A 16,851-nucleotide genomic window follows, 5' to 3' on the forward strand; every position below is an offset into this window, starting at 1 on the left:
TCGGCGTACAGCTCGTCGTAGGCGGCCGCGCGGGCCGGGTCCGGGTGCCAGGTCTCGCGGTGCGGCGCGCCCATGGCCGCCGAGGCGCTCTCCACGTCCGGGTACGTCCCGGCGGCCACCGCCGCGTGGATCGCCGCGCCCAGCGCCGCCGGGTGGGCGGCGTCCAGCACGTGCAGCGGTCGGCGCAGCACGTCGGCGTAGATGCGCAGCAGCAGGCGGTTGGCGGTGAGCCCGCCGGCGGCGGTCAGCTCGTCGACGCGTACGCCGGCGGCCTCGAACGCCTCGACCACGGTGCGGGCGCCGAACGCGGTGGCCTCCAGCAGCGCCCGCCAGATCTCCTCCGGCCGGGTGGCCAGGGTGAGCCCGACCAGCACCCCGCTCAGTTCGTGGTCCATGAGCACCGACCGGTTGCCGCTGTGCCAGTCGAGCGCGAGCAGCCCGTGCCCGCCCACCGGCTGGTCGGCGGCGAGCGAGTCCAGCAGGTCCGGCACGGACACCCCGTGGCGGGCGGCCTCCTCGGCGTACGACGCGGGCAGGGCGCGCTCGACGTACCAGGCGAAGATGTCGCCCACCCCGCTCTGGCCGGCCTCGTAGCCCCACCGGCCGGCGGTGACGCCGCCCTCGACCACGCCGCAGACGCCGGGCACCTCGTGGCAGGTGTCCGCGTTCATGATGAGGCAGGTGGAGGTGCCGAGGACCGCGAGCATCCGGCCGGGCGCGACCGACCGGGCCGCCGCGGCGGTGACGTGCGCGTCGATCGCCCCGGCGGCCACCGCGATGCCGGCGGGCAGGCCCGTCCAGCCGGCCGCCTCGGCGGTCAGCTCGCCGGCCAGGGCGGCCGGGGGCAGCAGCGGGCCGTCCATCTTGAGCAGCACGTCGGGCAGCTCGGGGTGCAACGCGGCGAGGAAGTCGGGCGCCGGCCAACTCCCGTCCTGGCGCAGCCCCTTGAAGCCGGCGGCCGAGGCGTTGCGCGTCTCCCGCCCGCAGAGCCGCCGGACCAGCCAGTCGGCGGTCTCGATCCAGCGCTCGGCGTGGCGGAAGACCTGCGGGTCCTCCTCCAGCAGCTCCAACGCCTTGGCGAGCTGCCACTCGGCGGAGACCCGGCCGCCGTAGCGGGCCAGCCAGGGCTCGCCCCGGGCGGCGGCGAGGGTGTTGATCCGCTCGGCCTGCCGCTGCGCCGAGTGGTGCTTCCAGAGCTTCGGCCAGGCGTGCGGCCGGTCGCGGAACTCGGGCAGCTCGGCGAGCGGGGTGCCGTCGGCACGGGTGGGCAGCACGGTGCAGGAGGTGGCGTCGAGGCCGAGGCCGACCACCTCGGCCGGGTCGATCCCGGCGGCGCGGACGGCGGCGGGCACGGCGGTGCGCAGCACCTCGACGTGGTCGGCCGGGTCCTGGAGCGCCCAGCCGGGCGGCAGTGCCGGCCCGCCGGGCAGCCGCTCGGTGAGCACGCCGTGCCGGTGCGCGTGCACCGCGCTGCCCCGTTCGGCGCCGTCGGCCACGTCGACCACCACGGCCCGTCCGGAGAGCGTGCCGAGGTCCACCCCGACGACGTACCGGCCCACCCGCTGCTCCTCCCCTGAACTGGGAGGATCACGCTAGCCGGTCAGCGCAGCGGGCGCTTCAGGTGGTAGCGGTGCACCTCGGTGCTGCCCTGCACGTTGTTCACGTCCTCGGCGGCGGAGACCAGCTCCCAGCCCTCCCGGCCGACCCGGTTGAGGTGCGCGATCGCGGTGTCCCCGTACGCGGTCACGTCGGTGCGGGACCCCTCCGGGCCGTACCAGACGAACGTGACGTGGAAATTGCGGCCCTGCCCCTGATAGCGGCGGACCAGCAACGCGTACTCCCAGGCAACCATCCGTCCATTATCAACGGTGGCCGTGCGCGCCGGGAACACGGGTGGTGGCGGAACGGCGACAGTGCGGTGTCAGGCCGGCGCGCCCACCGCGGCCAGCTCGTCGGTGATCAGCGCGGCGAGCCGGTCGAGGCCCAGGTCGATCTGCTCCGGGGTGACCGCGCTGACCGACAGCCGCAGCGCGTTCACCGGTGTGCCGGCGTCGTAGAAGTGCGCCATCGGGGTCCAGAGCACGCCGTAGTTGCGGGCCGAGCGGTGCAGCAGCGCGTCGTCCACCCCGAACGGCACGGTGACCACCACGAAGAAGCCGCCGGCCGGGACGTTCCAGCGCACCGGCCCGCCGGGCGGGAAGCGGCGGGCCAGCCCGTCGGCCAGGTGCCGGAGGTTGCGGGCGTACGCGGCCCGCTCCCGGACGTTCGCGGCGACCAGCGAGCAGCCGTGGGCCAGCAGCGCGCCGCCGATCACCGCCTGGCTGATCGGCGAGGTGTTCACGGTGACCATGCTCTTGATCTTCGCGAGCTGGTCGGCGAGCGGGCCGACCGTGCCGTCGGAGCCGGCCACCCGCTGGTCGGCGACCACGTAGCCGACCCGGGCCCCGGGCAGCACGGTCTTCGCGAACGAGCCGAGGTAGACCACCCGGCGGCGGGTGTCCAGCGCCTTGAGGGTGGGCAGCCGCTCGGTGCCGGCGGCCGGGAAGAGGCCGTACGGGTTGTCCTCGATCAGCAGCAGCTCCTCCTCGGCGGCCAGGTCGAGCAGTCGCCGCCGCTGGGCCAGGTCCATGCTGACCCCGGAGGGGTTGGCGAAGTCGGGCATGACGTAGCAGGCGCGCGGGCGGAGCCCCTCGGCCCGGGCGCGACGCACCTGGTCGCGCAGGTCGGTCAGGTCGACGCCGGCCGGGCCGCCGGCGACCGGGCGCACCGGCAGGTCCACCAGGCGGGCCGCGCCGGTCAGCCCGACGTACGTGGGGGCGACGGCGAGCAGCACGTCCCGCGGCCCGGCCCGCAGCGCGCGCAGCACCAGGAACATCGCCTCCTGGCAGCCGACGGTCACCACGATCGCCTCCGGGTCGACGGTGAGCTGCTCGTCGACGGCGAGGTTGCGGGCGATGAGGTGGTGCACGACGCCCTTGGTCCGGCCGTACTGGAGCAGCGTCCGGTCGACCTGGACCGGGCTCAGGCCGAGGTCGTCGGCGAGGTGCCGGCGGAAGGTCTGCAGGTGCTCGGCCAGCACCGCCGAGTCGAAGAACTCCTCGTAGGGTCGGCCGGCGGCGAGCGACACCGCGTCGGGGTAGTGCTGCGCCACCTCGTTGAGGAAGTTCATCGAGTTCAACGCGGGGTCGTCCACGCTCGGGTGCAGGGCCGTGACGGCCAGGTCCACCGGCTCCACCGTCAGCCTCCGGTCCGGGTGCGCAGCTCGCGGGCGGCCGCCGGGTCGGCGCAGCCGCTGAGGATGAACGCGTCGCGCAGCTCGGCGGCGAGCAGCGCCAGGGCCGCCTCGGCGCCGGCGCGCCCGCCGGCCGCCAGCGCCCAGAGCAGCGGCCGGCCGACCAGCACGCCGGCCGCGCCGAGGGCGAGGGCGCGCAGCACGTCGGTGCCGCCGCGCACGCCGCTGTCCAGCAGCACCGCGCAGCGCTCCCCCACCGCGGCGACCACCTCGCGCAGCGCGGCCGCGCTGCCCGGCGCGCCGTCGAGCTGCCGGCCGCCGTGGTTGGAGACCACCACCGCGTCCACCCCGAGGTCCGCCGCGCGGACCGCGTCGCGGGGGTCCAGGATGCCCTTCACGAGCAACGGCACCGGGGTACGCTCCCGCAGCCAGGCCAGGTCCGCCCAGCTCAGCGCTGGGGCGAAGACCGCGCCGGTGTGCACGGCCACCGCGGACACCCCGGGGGTGCCCTGGTGGGCGAGGTCGTCCCGGCCGCCGGGCAGGTTCGCGGCGGTGACGTGCGGCGGCAGCGCGAAGCCGTTGCGCACGTCGCGCAGCCGCCGGCCGAGCACCGGCACGTCGACGGTCACCATCAGCCCGGCGCAGCCCGCGGCGAGCGCCCGGTCCAGCAGGTCCGCGACCATGGCGCGGTCGCGCAGCCAGTAGAGCTGGAACCAGACCGTGCCGCCGACCGCGGCGACCTCCTCAACGGGTGTGCTGGCCAGGGTGCTCGCCACGTAGGGCACGCCGGCCGCGCGGGCCGCCTCCGCGAGCCCCACCTCGCCGTCCGGGTGCAGCAGTTTCTGGTACGCCATGGGCGCGACCGCCACCGGCAGGGCGTACCGGCCGCCGGGCAGGGCCGCCTCGGTGGACGGGGTGTCCACCCCGGCCAGCATCCGGGGCAGCACCGCCACCCGGTCCAGCGCGGCCCGGTTCGCCGCGAGGGTGGTCTCGGTGCCGCTGCCTCCGGCCACGAAGTCCCACACCTCGGCGGGAAGCACGGCTCGGGCCAGCTCGGCGAAGTCGGCCAGGCTCGCGGGCGGCACGAACGCGGGAGCGACCGGCCCCCGCCCCGGCGCGGCCTGGTCCTCGACGGCCGTCGTCCGCGGATCAACCATGGTCCGGCCCACCCGCCGCCGTGCCGGCGGCCGACGCGGCCGGGGTGAGCCCGAAGCGGGCCCGCAGGAAGGCGGCCGCCTGCTCCTGCGCCCGCCGGCCGGCGTCGAACACCCCGGGCATGGCGAAGAAGCCGTGCACCATGCCGTCGTACCGGGTCGCCTCGGTGGGCACGCCGGCCTCGGCCAGCCGCTCGGCGTACCGCTCCCCCTCGTCGCGCAGCGGGTCGTGCTCGGCGGTGATGACCAGCGCCGGAGGCAGGCCGGAGAGGTCCTCGGCGAGCAGCGGCGAGGCGAGGGGGTGTGCGGCGTCGCCGGGGTCGGCCAGGTAGTGCTTCCGGTACCACTCGACCGAGTGCCGGTTGAACAGCAGCGGGTCCTCCGCACCGGTGGGCCCGCGGCCGGGCCGCTGGTCGGTGTTCGGGTAGACCAGCACCTGGGCGGCGAGCCGGGGACCGCCGTCGGCGCGGGCCAGCAGGGTGACCGCGGCGGCCAGGTTGCCACCGGCGCTGTCCCCGCCGACCGCCAGCCGGTCGGGGTCGACGCGGAACTCGTCGGCGTGCCCGGCCAGCCGGCGCAGCGCGGCGTGGCAGTCGTCCACGGCGGCCGGGAAGCGGTGCTCGGGGGCCAGCCGGTAGCCGACGGTCACCGTCTGGCAGCCGGCGAGGTTGACCAGCCGGCGGCAGATCCCGTCGGCGGTGTCCACGCTGCCCAGTGTCCAGCCGCCGCCGAAGAACCAGACCAGCGTGGGCAGCGGGCCGTTCCCGGCCGGCCGGTGGATGCGCACCGGCAGCGGCCCGTCCGGGCCGGGGACCTGCGTGTCGCGTACCTCCTCGACGGGCTCGACCGCGCCGGCGCCGGCGCGGATCGCGGCGAGGTCGGCGGCGCGGGCCTCGGCCAGGGTCTGGGTGTAGAGCGGCGCGGTGCCGGCGGCCGCCCGCGCGGCCCGCCACGCGATCACCTGCGGGTCGAGGGTCATCGGGCCTCCCCGGTGGTCACGAAGAGCTTGTCGATGCCGCGCAGGAAGAGGCTGCCGCTGTACGTGTAGGGCTGGCTGACGGCCAGCTCGGGGAAGCGGGCGAAGAGCCGGGGCAGGGCGAGCCGCCCCTCCAGCCGGGACACCGCCGAGCCGAGGCAGAAGTGCAGCCCGACGCCGAAGGCGAGCGAGGGCGGTCCGGCGCGGTGCGGGTCGAAGCGGTCCGGGTCGGGGAAGCGGGCCGGGTCGCGGTTGGCCGCGGCGATCAGCAGCAGCAGGTTCTCGTCCCGCCCGACCGCGACGCCACCCACCTCGGTGTCGTGCGGCGCGGCCCGGGCCAGGAAGTGCACCGGACTCTCCATCCGCAGGACCTCGTCCACGCAGCCCTGGGCCAGCGCGTCGTCGCCGGGCAGCGCGGCGACCACGTCCGGGTGGGCCAGCAGCAGCGGCAGGCCGTTGCTGAACATGTAGACGGTGGTGACGAAGCTGGCGTTGAACAGCACGATGAGATTGCTGATCAACTCTCCCTCGGTCAGGTCGACGCCGCCCGCGTCCAGCACCTCGACGAGCCCGCTGATGAGGTCGTCGGCGGGCTGCTTCCGCCGGTGGGCGAGCAGGTCCCGGTAGTAGCCGCGCAGCTCGTCGGCGGCCTGGTTGGCCCGGGCCAGCCGCTCCGGCGTCTTGCCGGCCACGTCCATGTACTCGTCGATCCAGTCGACCCGCTGCCGGTACCAGGCCAGGTCCGCCTCGGGCAGCCCGATGAACTCGGCCATCACCAGCGCCGGGACCGGGTACGCGAAGTCGGCCACGAAGTCCACCTCGGCGCCCTCCGCGCCGGCCTCGGCCATCCGGTCCAGGCGGTCCTCGACGATCCGGATGATCACCGGTTCCAGCGCGCCGAGCCGTCGCGGGGTGAACGTCCGGGCGAAGACCGCCCGCATCCGGGTGTGGTCCGGCGGGTTGACGAACATCATGGAGGTCAGGAAGGTGCGCAGGATCTCCTGGTCCTGCCAGTCGGGCGGGGCGCCCTTGTACCAGCCCGGGTCGCGCAGGACCTGGTCGACCAGGTCGTAGCCGCCGGCCACGGCGGTGATCGTGCTGTGCTCGGCCCGCTTCGGGACCGCGTTGATCGGCCCGTGCTCGTGCAGGGCCGCGTACCACGGGTACGGGTTCTGCCGGCCCTGCTCGCTGTACAGGCCGGTCAGGATCTCGTCGACGTCCACGGTTTCCTCCCCAGGAAAGACGGCGGGGGCGGCGTGGTGCCGACGCCGCCCCCGCCGGTGTCACAGACCGAGCAGTCGCAACGGCACGGCGTCGGCCATCGCCTGCGCGCCGGCGTCGTTCGGGTGGATGTGGTCCCCGGCGTCGTACGCCGGCAGCAGCCGGCTCGGGTGCGCCGGGTCGCGCAGCACGGCATCGAAGTCGATCACCCCGTCGAACTCCGCCCCGCCGGTGCCCCGCAGCCAGGTGTTGACCGCCTGCCGGGTGGCCTCCTTCTCCTCGGTCCACACCCCCGGACCGCCGTTGCCCTCGTACGGGGTGATGGTGCCGACCAGGCTGGTCAGGCCGCGCGCCTGGAGCTGCCGGTTGAGCTGGCGCAGCGAGGCGATGACGGCCTCCGCGCTGTCGCCGTTCATCCAGATGTCGTTGATGCCCAGGTGGGTGATGACGGTCCGCGCCCCGGTCTGCGGGAAGACGTCCTCGTTGAGCCGGGCCAGGGCGTTCGGGCCCAGCTCGTAGTAGCCGGGGAAGCCGCCCGCGCCGGGCTCGGTGCCCTCGTGGTTGAGCCGGTTGCCGGCGAGGCTCAGGTTGAGCACGCCCGGGGTGCGCACCTCGGGGCGGGCGTCGATGAGCCGCTCGGCCAGCAGGTCCGGCCAGCGCCGGTCGGCGTTGACCGTGCTGCCGTTGCCGTCGCCGATCGAGTCGCCGAGGACGACCACCGAGCCGGGGCTGAGCCGGCGTTCCACGTCGATGCCGGAGAGGAACATCCAGCAGCAGTTGGGCCGGATGGTGAAGCCGGCGCCGCCGGCCGCGGTGGTGAGGTCGGTGGCGCCGATGAAGTTGGTGACCCGCGACTGGCCGTGGAAGGTGACCGGGCCGGTGAGCACCGGGAAGTAGAGGGTGACGACCAGGTCCTCCTGCTCCGCCACCGGGTAGGCGAGCGGGTCGCTGACCAGCTCGGCGCCCTTGTTGATGGTGGCCGAGGAGGCGCCCTGGAAGGTCAGTTCCCGGACGCTGGCCGGGTCGATGTCGGACAGGTCGTCGGCGGTGGCGGTGTTGGGCCGGGCGACGGTGGCGTGGCCGACCTTGACGGCCTGCTCGCCGTAGAGGTTGGTCAGCCGGACCCGGAGCCGGTCGCCACCGACGGTGGTCTGCACCGGCATCCGGATGCTCTGGTTGTTCAGACCGGTGTTGGTCAGGCCGACGGTGTTCCCTCGGGTCACCGCGGCGGCCCAGGTCCCGGCCCACTCCGCGCGCCCGTGCCGGGCGCCGTCGGTGTCGGTGGGGCCGGCGCTCGCGGTGACCGCGGGGGTGCCGGCGATCAGCAGCGTTGCGGCGGACGCTATGACGTGCCATCTCTTCGGGGTCGGCATTGATCTCCCATCGTTGGCAGCCCCGGGCGCGGCGCGATCGGCGCCGCCGCCGGGCGATGGACCGGAAACTAACCGTCGACGGTGACGAGCGTCAATCAACCAAATTGACATGATCAAATGTCTTCGGGGGGCCACCGAACGCCGTTCGGGCGCTGTCCTCTCCGGACTCCGGCTGCCTAGGCTCGGCGGTGGCGGCGGTGCGGTCGCCGGCCCCGGCACCTGCCGTCGCGTCCCGGCTCCGACCTGCCCGGACACCGCTTTCGGACCACGATGGGGGCTGCCCGATGACCGACCGGCCGAACTACGTGCACGAGGCGCTGGACCTGTTCGCCGGGTTCGGCGACCGGGAGGCGCTCGTCGGCGGGGGTCGCCGGCTCACCTACCCGGAGGTCGCCGCCGAGGTGCGCGGCCTGGCCGCGGCGCTGCTGCGGCACGGCGTACGCCCCGGGGACGCGGTGCTGGTGATGCTCGGCAACACCCTGGAAGGGCCGCTGCTCCAGCTCGCGCTGCACCTGCTCGGCTGCCGGAGCATGTGGGTCGCCCCGGTCACCTCCCGGCGGGAGGTCGACGAGTTCGTCGGGCTGGCCCGCCCGGACGCCTTCGTGCACGACCCGCGGGATCCGCTCGGCGCGCGGATCGCGGGCGGGCTGAGCGGCGTACCGGTGCTCTGCCTCGGGCCCGGCGGCGCGGGGCCGGACCTCACCACCACCGACGGCGAGCCGGCCGCCCCGCCCGGGGCGGCGCCGGCGCCGGAGTCGTTCCTGCAGACCAGCGGCACCACCGGCACGCCGAAGCTGGTGCACCACCGGGAGAGCTTCTACCGGCAGATCCTCGCCCTGGCCGCCGACTTCCGGGCGGCCGGCTTCCCGTTGCTGCGGCACCTGTCGCACTCGCCGATGTGGCTGGCCAGCGGCCAGATCACCACGCTGTTCAACCTGTTCACCGGCGGGGTGCTGTTCCTGCGCGAGCAGTGGGAACCGGCGACGTTCATCCGGACCGTCGACCGCGAGAAGCTGACCTCCACCTTCGTCACCCCGCCGATGCTCTACGAGGTGCTCGACCACCCGGACCTCGACGGCGCCGACTTCTCGCACATGTTCATGTTCAACGTGGGCGCCGGGCCCGCCGCGCCGGCCCGGCTGCGCCAGGCGATCGCCCGCTTCGGCCCGTGCCTGCGCATCGTGTACGGGCTCAGCGAGGCCGTGGTGATCTGCGCCCTGCCCGGGCTCACCGAGGACCCGGAGCACCCGGAGCGGCTGCGCTCCTGCGGCCGGCCGTACGGGGACGTGGCCGTGGAGATCCGCGACGCCGACGGCCGGGTGCTGCCGTCCGGGGTGGACGGCGAGGTGTGGGTCCGCACGAAGCTCAGCTTCGCCGGCTACCACGGGCAGCCCGAGCTGACCGCCGAGACGCTTGTCGACGGCTGGGTCCGCACCCGCGACATCGGCCACCTCGACGCCGACGGCTACCTCTACCTGGTCGACCGGCTCCAGGACCGGATCCTCACCCGGCAGCGCAGCTGGCCGATCTACTCCCGGCCGATCGAGGACGTGCTCGCCGGCCACCCCGAGGTCCGCGCCGCCGCGGTGATCGGCGTGCCCGACCCGGTGGCCGGGGAACTGCCGCACGCGTACGTGGTGGCGGCGCCGGGGGCGGCGGTCACCGGGGAGGAGCTGATCGCCCTGGTCACCCGGGAGCTGAGCGACACCTGGGCGCCCGGCGCCGTGGAGTTCCTCGACGCGCTGCCGCTGAACCGCTCCGCCAAGGTCGACAAGCGCGCGCTGCGCGCCCGGTACGCCGCCGCCCACCCGACCGACCCCGAGTCGGTGGGGACGGCCATCGGCAGCCCGGCGTGACCCCGCGCCGGGAGCTCTACACCCTGGTCGGCGCCGACCTGCTGTCCAACCTGGGCACCCGGATCTCGGTGGTGGCCATCCCCTGGCTGGTGTTGGAGACGACCGGCAGCCCGACCCGGATGGGCCTGGTCGCGGCGGCGGAGACGCTGCCGTACATGCTCTCCAGCGCGCTGGCCACCCCGTGGGCGGACCGCTTCGGGGTACGCCGTACCTCGGTCGCGGCGGACGCGGGCAGCGCGGCGGTGATGGCCGTGGTGGCGCTGGCGCCCTGGCTGGGGTTCGGCACGCTCCTGGTGCTGGTCGCGGTGGCGGGCGGGCTGCGCGGGATCGGCGACCGCGTCAAGCACGTGCTGTTCAAGCCGGCCGCCGAGCGGGCCGGGGTGCCGCTGATCCGGCTCACCTCCGCCTACGACGGGCTGGCCCGGGGCATGACGCTCTTCGGTGCCGTGCTCGGCGGGCTGCTCATCGACTGGGTGGGGGTGACCCGGGCGATCTGGATCGACGCGGCCACCTTCGCGGCCTGCGCGCTGCTGATCGGCCTGCTGGTCCGCCCGCCCGCGCCGGCGCACCCGGCGCCCCGGGAGAGCTACCTGCGGGCGCTGCGTGGCGGCTTCGCCTACCTGCGCACCGACCGGACCCTGCTGACCATGCTCATCGTCGTCTCCGCGTCGAACATGTTCGCCAACGCCAGCGTCGCCGTCTGGATCCCGCTCTGGGTGGACCGGGTGCTCGGCGACCCGGCCGGGTTCGGCCTGCTGCTAGGGGTGTTCTCCGCCGGCGCGCTGCTCGGCAACCTGCTGTTCACCGTGGCCGGGACCCGGCTGCCCCGGCGGGCGACGTTCGCGCTGGGGCTGGCGCTCAGCGGCGCGCCCCGGCTGCTCGCCCTGGCGCTCAGCGACGACCTCGTGGTGGTCCTCGTCGTGACGTTCGTGTCCGGGATCGCCATCGCGGCGGTGAACCCGCTGCTCGGCGCGGCCCTCTACGAGCGGGTGCCGGAGTCGTTGCAGACCCGGGTGCTGGGCATCTCCGGCTCCGTGGCCTTCCTGGGCCTGCCGATCGGGGCGCTGCTCGGCGGCTGGTCGGTGGCGGTGCTCGGGCTGACCCCGGCGCTGCTGGTGATGGCGGTGGCCTGCCTGGTGCTCACCGTGGCGCCGCTGCTGGTGGCCCGCCCGCCGGCCGACCGGCCCGCGGCGGAACCCGTGGTGCCCGCCCCGGCGGGCGGGGCGGTCAGCGGTAGCTGAGTTGCACGACGCCGTTGCCGAACCGCCGCTCGGTGATGAGGTCGAGGTCGATGCGGGTGCCAGGTGGGAAGAGCGGCCGGCCCGCGCCGAGCACGACCGGGACGACGTAGAGCCGCCACTCGTCGACCAGGCCGTGCCTGGCGAACGCGGCGGCCAGCTCGGCGCCGCCGAGGGCCATGTCGCCGCCCGGCTGCTCCTTGAGCGCGCGCACCTCCTCGGGGACGACCTCGCGCACCACGGTGGCGTTCCAGTCGGCGCGCTCCAGGGTCCGCGAGTAGACGAGCTTCGGCATGTCGCGCCAGATACCGGCGAACTCCCGCATCGGCGCGTCGTTGGCCGGGTCCTGGTCGGCGGTGGGCCAGAAGGCCGCCATCAGCTCGTAGCTCCGCCGGCCGTCGAGGAAGGCGGACATGCCGCGCAGCTCGTCGTTGAAGTGCCGGTGCAGCTCGTCGTCGACCCGGTGCCAGCTCAGGTCGCCGCCGAGCCCCTCGAAGTAGCCGTCGAGGGAGACCGACATGGCGACGATGATCCTGCGCATCTGAGACCAATCTCGTTCGCGGACGTGCCGCCAGTCTGCCAGGATCTCCCGCCGTGCAGGGGGAACAGGTGACCGCGTTGCTGGCCGAGCTCCGCGCGGCCGGGCTGCGGGCCTGGTGGCCGGCGGCTGGGCGGTGGACGCCCTGGTGGGCCGCGTGACCCGCCCGCACGGGGACCTCGACCTCGCGGTGGACGCGGCCCAGCAGGCCGAGCTGCCGGCGCTGCTCGGGCGGCTCGGCTTCACGACCCCGGTGGACTGGCTGCCGGTCCGGGCCGAGCTGACCGCGCCCGACGGGCGCACGGTCGACCTGCACCCGGTGGCGTTCCGCCCCGACGGCAGCGGGGCGCAGGCCGGGCTCGCGCCCACCCGGTGAGCGGACGGGCCTCCGGTGTCGGTGGGCCGGCGTATGGTCGGCGCATGGCGACCTGGGACGACGTACGACGCATCGCGCTCGCCCTGCCGGAGACCACCGAGCGTGGTTCCTACGACGGCCTGCCCGCCTGGCGGGTCCGCGACAAGTCCTTCGTCTGGGAGCGCCCGCTGCGCCGCGCCGACCTCGACGCGCTGGGCGACACCGCGCCCGACGGGCCGATCCTCGGCGCGCAGGTGCCCGACCTGGGCGCCAAGGAGGCGCTGGTCGCCGACGATCCCGAGGTCTACTTCACCACGCCGCACTTCGAGGGTTACCCGGCGGTGCTGGTCCGGCTCGACCGGATCGGCGTCGAGGAGCTGACCGAGCTGGTCACCGAGGCGTGGTACGCGCGCGCCCCGAAGCGGCTCGCGGCCGCCCACCGGGCGGAGGCCGGATGACCGGGCTGGCCGGGATCGTCTTCGACATGGACGGCACGCTGATCGAGTCGCACGAGGTGGTGCCGGCGGCCTACCGGGCGGCGGTGCTGGCCGGCGGCGGGCCGGAGCGCACCGACGCCGAGGTCATCGCGGGCTACTCGCTCGGCTCGCCGGCCGACCTGCTGACCCACCTGCTCGGACGGCCGGCCACCGACGCGGACCTGGGCGCCTACCACGACCACCTGGCCGCGCTCGCCGAACGGGTCAGCGTCTACCCCGGGGTCGCCGAGGTGCTCGCCGAGGTCAGCGTCCGGGTGCCGGTGGGCCTGTTCACCGGCGCGAGCCACCGCGCGGCCGAGATCCTGCTCGACCGGGTCGGCCTGCTCGGCCGCTTCCGGGTCGTCCTCGGCGGGGACCAGGTGCCGCGCCCCAAGCCGGCGCCGGACGGCGTCGAGCTGGCCTGCCGGCGGCTGGGCGTGGCACCGGGCCGCGCCGCGTACGTGGGTGACTCGCCGCTGGACCTGCGGGCCGCCCGGGACAGCGGCGCGGTGGCGGTGGCCGCGGCCTGGGGCCACCAGTACGACCCCGCGGAGGCGGCCGACGTCAGCGCGACCCGGCCGGGGGATCTGCTGGCGCTGCTGGGTTGAGGGCGGCGTCCACCGCCGCCACCGGGGAGTCGGCGTGGACCGGCCCGGGCACCGGGTCGCCGTGGGCGTCGACGATCCGCCAGCCGCCGAGCACCACCACCGGGATGCCGCCGCGCCGCAGGGCCAGCGCCACCTCGCTGAGCGTCCCCCAGGAGCCGCCCACGGCGATCACCGCGTCCGCGCTCCACACCAGGATCGCGTTGCGGGCCTGCCCCATGTTGGTCACCACCGAGGCGGACAGCTCGACCGGGGCCGGGCCGGTGCCGTCGTCGGGGCGTATCCCGATGACCAGGCCGGCGTGGTCGCTTACGCCGGCGGCGACCGCGGCCATCACCCCGCCGCCCCCGCCGCAGAGCACGGTCACGCCCCGCTCGGCCAGCAGCTCCCCCACCCGCCGGGCCTGCGCCAGTTCCGCCGGCGTCGCCTCCGCCGGCCCGCACACCGCCACCTGCACGCGCATCCTCCCATTCGGGCCGTCCGCCGGGCGATTGTCGCCCCGCCACGCCGGTCGGCAGAGCGATCTCGGGACCGGGTGATCGCGCGGGTGACGCGGCGCGGGCGGCGCCGCTGACGGGGCAGCGCATCGATCGACGTACCGCTAGTCTCTGCGCCACAGGCAATACCCGCGGCCTCACGGGGGAGGCTGGTGCCGCATGGGCAGCGGGGACCGGTGAACCGATCCTCCTGGACCCACCACGACAGGCGTGGGTCCTCGCTGCGTGCCTTCGACCCCCTCTGTGGCGACGTCCGTCGGCACCGCGCCGACGGGCCGGCGTGTGTCGCCGGCACCGAGACCAGAGGAAAGAGGAGCATGCCTTCCACCCGAAACCGTCGCGCCAGGACGGCGGCGCTGCTCGCCGGCGTCCTGGCGGCGAGCATGATCAGTGGCGGGTCCGCCCAGGCGGTCAGCGGCGTCAGCCCGGTACCGGCGGGCAGCTACCTGTTCACCGCCAAGATTCAGAACGATGTGCGGGCCTGCTCCGCCGCACTTGTCGAACCGACCTGGGTGATCACCACCGCCAGTTGTCTCGCCGAGCCGGGCCAGCCCGTCGTCGCCGGGGCGCCGAGCCGACCCACCACCGTCACGGTCGGCCGGTCGGACCTGAGCGCCGCCGGGGGGCACGTCCTGGCCGTCACCTCGGTGATTCCCCATCCGTCCCGCAACGTCGTGCTCGCGCAGCTCGAACAGGCGGCGGCCGGCGTCGCGCCGGTCTCCCTGGGCGCGGCGCCCACCGTGGGAGAGGAACTGCTGGCCGTCGGCTTCGGTCGCACCGCCACCGAGTGGGTGCCGAACAAGCTGCACGGCGGGACGTTCGCCGTCACCGGCGTCGGGGCGGAAACCCTCGCCATCGACGGCAGCGGCACCTCGGCCAGCCTCTGCAAGGGCGACGCGGGTGGCCCGCTGCTCCGGGTCGGCACGCAACCGGCCCAGTTGGTCGCCCTGCACGACAGTTCCTGGCAGGGCGGATGCCTCGCGGAGACGGACACCCGGCGCACCGCCACCGAGGTCCGAGTCGACGGCCTGGCCGGCTGGATCGCCGAGAGCACCAGCAACAACTACGTCGCGCTGTCACCCGGCGGCACGCTGCTGGACACCCGCAACGGCACCGGCACCACCGCCGGGCCGCGGACCGCGGGCAGCACCACCGACTTCCAGGCACTCGGCGTGGCCGGCGTCCCGGCGACGGGGGTGAGCTCGGTCCTCGTCGACGTGACCGCGATCAGCCCGACCGCCAACGCCTACCTCACCCTGTTCCCGCAGGGATCCGCCCGCCCGGCGTCGTCCTCCGTGAACGCCTCCATCGGTGAGACCATCTCCACCACCCAGGTCGTCAAGGTGGGCCCCACCGGCAAGCTCTCCCTCTTCCACAGCGGCGTCAGCACGCACGTCATCATCGACGTGCACGGCTACTTCGCCACCAGCGGCGGTGGTGGGCTCATCGCCGTGCCGCACACCCGCGTGGTCGACACGCGCAACGGCACCGGCACCACCGCGGGCACCGTCCCGGGCGGCGGCTCCCGCACCTTCACCCTGACCGGCGGTGTGATCCCGAGCGGGGCGACCAGCGCCTTCCTGGACGTCGCCGTCGTCGGCGCGACCGGCGGCGGTTACCTGAGCGCGTATCCGGCGGGCGGCACCGCCGACCCGACCAGCGTGCTGGACTACGTCAGCGGGATCACCTCCCAGGGCGTCGCCGTCAAACTCTCCGCCAGCGGAGCGGTCACGTTCGTCAACCGGGGCCCTGCCGTGCACCTGGTGATCTCGGTGCAGGGCTACGTCACCGCCGATCCGGCGGTCGGCACGGACCTGCGGCCCACCTCGGCCATCCAGGTGGTCGACACCCGGGCCAACGGCGGGTCACCGCTCAAGGCGAAGGATGCGCTGTACGTCCAGCTGACCGGCCCCACCGGCATTCCGCTGAACGCGATGGGCGGTGCCCTCATCTCGGTCACCACGGTCGGCCCGACCGGGAGCGGCTACCTGACGGTGGAGCCCGACGGCCTCTTCGCGTCCACCCCGGAGGGACCGGTCGTGACCAGCCAGTCCGTGGCGAACTTCGCCGCCGGCCAGCACGCCCGGACCACCATGGTGATGACCGAGGTGGCCCGGGACGAAGGGCGTTTCGACGACTTCGGCAAACCCGGCAGGATCAGGATCCTCAACGTCAGCAGCGGCACGGTCCACGTCATCGTGACCCTGCACGGTTGGTTCAACGCGCCGCCCCGCGCCGGCGTCTGACCAGGGCAGACAGACCCGCCGCCGCCCCGCCCCGGTCCGGGGCGGGGCGGCGGACCGCTTTCCCCCACTCGAAGGCTCCGCTAGCCTGCCGGACATGCCATCGACGCTCACCGAAGCAACGGACCCGTGGTGTCTGCGCCCGGGTGAGGCCGGGGATCTGCTGCGGGGGCATCCGTGGCGGCGGTTCGTGGTGCTGGGCGACAGCGTCGCCGAGGGCATGTGCGAGCCGGTCGACGGCTACTCCGACCTCCAGTGGGCGGACCGGATCGGCGCCGAGCTGCGCGCGGTGCGGCCTGAGCTGGAATACCTGAATCTGGGGCGGCGCGGCCTGCGGGCGCACGAGGTGCGGGCGACCCAGTTGGCGCCGGCTCTGGAGTTCGCGCCCGACCTGGCGCTGGTGGTGTGCGGCGGCAACGACGCGTTCCGCACCGCGTACGAGCCGGAGGCCGTGGACGCCGAGCTGACCGCGATGGTCACCGCGCTCCAGGGCGCCGGGGCGGACGTCATCACGGTCGGCATGTTCGACGTGTCGCACAGCCCGGCCGTGCCGGCCCCGCTGCGAGCCGGCCTCCGTGAGCGGATGCGTCAGCTTTCCTCCCACACCGCGCGGGTGGCGGAACGGCTCCGCACGCTGCACGTGCACCTGACCGACCACCCGCTCGTCGCGGATGCGTCGTTGTACAGCAGCGACGGCCGGCACGGCAGCGCCCGCAGCGACGCGATCGCCACCGCGGAGACCCTCCGGGTGCTCGGCGCCCACGTGCGGGCGACCGCCGGGCCGGCGGGGTGAGCGGCTGGTCAGTGCGACCGGCCGGCCTGCCCTACAGTCGTCGACACCCGTCGACCGGAGGATCCGCACGGCGCAGCACGAGACGACAGGCTTCCGGACCTCTCCGGTACGGATGACCGGACTGCTGCTGCTGATCGGTGCCGCGGCCTGGGTCATCGCCCAGACCGTGTTCGCCGTGATGGCCCGGCGGCCACCGACCGACCTGTCCGACACCCTCGCCAAAGGCCCTGCGCGCGGCACTCGCCCGCCCGGCTGGGTGTCGATCAAGAGGTTTGGGTCAGGAACCGGGCTCCG

17 protein-coding genes are annotated in these 16,851 nt (G+C 74.9%); 8 read left to right on the forward strand and 9 right to left on the reverse strand.

The genetic code is table 11. From position 1 onward, the window contains the following. The 7 genes from araB to ACW0Q9_RS20085 all read right to left on the reverse strand — a co-directional run. A partial coding sequence (gene araB / locus ACW0Q9_RS20055) for a ribulokinase (RefSeq protein ID WP_456183497.1) occupies positions 1-1,559 on the reverse strand: 1,559 nt, incomplete at its 3' end. 41 nt (positions 1,560-1,600) lie between these two features. Further along, positions 1,601-1,852, reverse strand: coding sequence for a hypothetical protein (locus tag ACW0Q9_RS20060; RefSeq protein ID WP_456183499.1), 252 nt, complete (start codon positions 1,850-1,852; stop codon positions 1,601-1,603). Positions 1,853-1,921: 69 nt separating this feature from the next. After that, positions 1,922-3,289 (reverse strand): aminotransferase-like domain-containing protein, encoded by a 1,368-nt coding sequence (locus ACW0Q9_RS20065; protein ID WP_456183527.1) that lies wholly within the window; start codon positions 3,287-3,289, stop codon positions 1,922-1,924. Further along, positions 3,238-4,389: an alpha-hydroxy acid oxidase gene (locus ACW0Q9_RS20070; RefSeq protein WP_456183501.1), complete on the reverse strand. Its 1,152-nt coding sequence runs from the start codon at positions 4,387-4,389 to the stop codon at positions 3,238-3,240. Before ACW0Q9_RS20070 ends, ACW0Q9_RS20065 begins: the two co-directional genes overlap by 52 nt. After that, positions 4,382-5,365, reverse strand: a complete 984-nt coding sequence (locus tag ACW0Q9_RS20075) for an alpha/beta hydrolase (RefSeq protein WP_456183503.1) — start codon at positions 5,363-5,365, stop codon at positions 4,382-4,384. The genes ACW0Q9_RS20070 and ACW0Q9_RS20075 overlap by 8 nt, the downstream gene beginning before the upstream one ends. Beyond that, positions 5,362-6,585, reverse strand: a complete 1,224-nt coding sequence (locus tag ACW0Q9_RS20080; protein ID WP_456183505.1) for a cytochrome P450 — start codon at positions 6,583-6,585, stop codon at positions 5,362-5,364. The genes ACW0Q9_RS20075 and ACW0Q9_RS20080 overlap by 4 nt, the downstream gene beginning before the upstream one ends. Before the next feature lie 60 nt (positions 6,586-6,645). Next, positions 6,646-7,929: an SGNH/GDSL hydrolase family protein gene (locus ACW0Q9_RS20085; protein ID WP_456183529.1), complete on the reverse strand. Its 1,284-nt coding sequence runs from the start codon at positions 7,927-7,929 to the stop codon at positions 6,646-6,648. 311 nt (positions 7,930-8,240) lie between these two features. On the opposite strand from ACW0Q9_RS20085, the gene ACW0Q9_RS20090 reads away from it, so the two are divergent. Together ACW0Q9_RS20090 and ACW0Q9_RS20095 are read left to right on the forward strand one after the other, a co-directional pair. Continuing rightward, positions 8,241-9,812, forward strand: coding sequence for a class I adenylate-forming enzyme family protein (locus ACW0Q9_RS20090; protein ID WP_456183507.1), 1,572 nt, complete (start codon positions 8,241-8,243; stop codon positions 9,810-9,812). Further along, a complete protein-coding gene (locus ACW0Q9_RS20095; protein ID WP_456183509.1) occupies positions 9,809-11,053 on the forward strand; it encodes an MFS transporter in 1,245 nt (414 codons plus the stop codon). Before ACW0Q9_RS20090 ends, ACW0Q9_RS20095 begins: the two co-directional genes overlap by 4 nt. Here the strand turns inward: ACW0Q9_RS20095 and ACW0Q9_RS20100 are convergent. Next, a complete protein-coding gene (locus ACW0Q9_RS20100) occupies positions 11,040-11,591 on the reverse strand; it encodes a dihydrofolate reductase family protein (RefSeq protein ID WP_456183511.1) in 552 nt (183 codons plus the stop codon). The two genes, ACW0Q9_RS20095 and ACW0Q9_RS20100, sit on opposite strands and share 14 nt — an antisense overlap. Before the next feature lie 154 nt (positions 11,592-11,745). Between ACW0Q9_RS20100 and ACW0Q9_RS20105 the strand changes: the two genes are divergently transcribed. The 3 genes from ACW0Q9_RS20105 to ACW0Q9_RS20115 are packed head-to-tail and all read left to right on the forward strand — an operon-like array spanning position 11,746 to position 13,027. Then, positions 11,746-11,964, forward strand: coding sequence for a nucleotidyltransferase domain-containing protein (locus ACW0Q9_RS20105; RefSeq protein ID WP_456183513.1), 219 nt, complete (start codon positions 11,746-11,748; stop codon positions 11,962-11,964). 44 nt (positions 11,965-12,008) lie between these two features. After that, positions 12,009-12,401 (forward strand): MmcQ/YjbR family DNA-binding protein, encoded by a 393-nt coding sequence (locus tag ACW0Q9_RS20110; protein WP_456183515.1) that lies wholly within the window; start codon positions 12,009-12,011, stop codon positions 12,399-12,401. Next, complete coding sequence (locus tag ACW0Q9_RS20115) at positions 12,398-13,027, forward strand: HAD family hydrolase (RefSeq protein WP_456183517.1); 630 nt, start codon at positions 12,398-12,400, stop codon at positions 13,025-13,027. Before ACW0Q9_RS20110 ends, ACW0Q9_RS20115 begins: the two co-directional genes overlap by 4 nt. On the opposite strand, the gene ACW0Q9_RS20120 is transcribed toward ACW0Q9_RS20115, so the two are convergent. Beyond that, positions 12,984-13,487, reverse strand: coding sequence for an SLOG cluster 4 domain-containing protein (locus ACW0Q9_RS20120; RefSeq protein WP_456183519.1), 504 nt, complete (start codon positions 13,485-13,487; stop codon positions 12,984-12,986). The two genes, ACW0Q9_RS20115 and ACW0Q9_RS20120, sit on opposite strands and share 44 nt — an antisense overlap. Positions 13,488-13,838: 351 nt before the next feature. Here ACW0Q9_RS20120 and ACW0Q9_RS20125 point away from each other — a divergent pair, with 351 nt between their 5' ends. The 3 genes from ACW0Q9_RS20125 to ACW0Q9_RS20135 all read left to right on the forward strand — a co-directional run. Continuing rightward, positions 13,839-15,767: a trypsin-like serine protease gene (locus tag ACW0Q9_RS20125; protein ID WP_456183521.1), complete on the forward strand. Its 1,929-nt coding sequence runs from the start codon at positions 13,839-13,841 to the stop codon at positions 15,765-15,767. A gap of 94 nt (positions 15,768-15,861) precedes the next feature. Then, positions 15,862-16,557, forward strand: coding sequence for an SGNH/GDSL hydrolase family protein (locus ACW0Q9_RS20130; protein WP_456183523.1), 696 nt, complete (start codon positions 15,862-15,864; stop codon positions 16,555-16,557). Positions 16,558-16,669: 112 nt separating this feature from the next. Beyond that, positions 16,670-16,851, forward strand: a 182-nt coding sequence (locus ACW0Q9_RS20135; RefSeq protein ID WP_456183525.1) for a hypothetical protein, incomplete at its 3' end; no start/stop codon positions are given.

Source organism: Micromonospora sp. I033, from assembly GCF_053890995.1.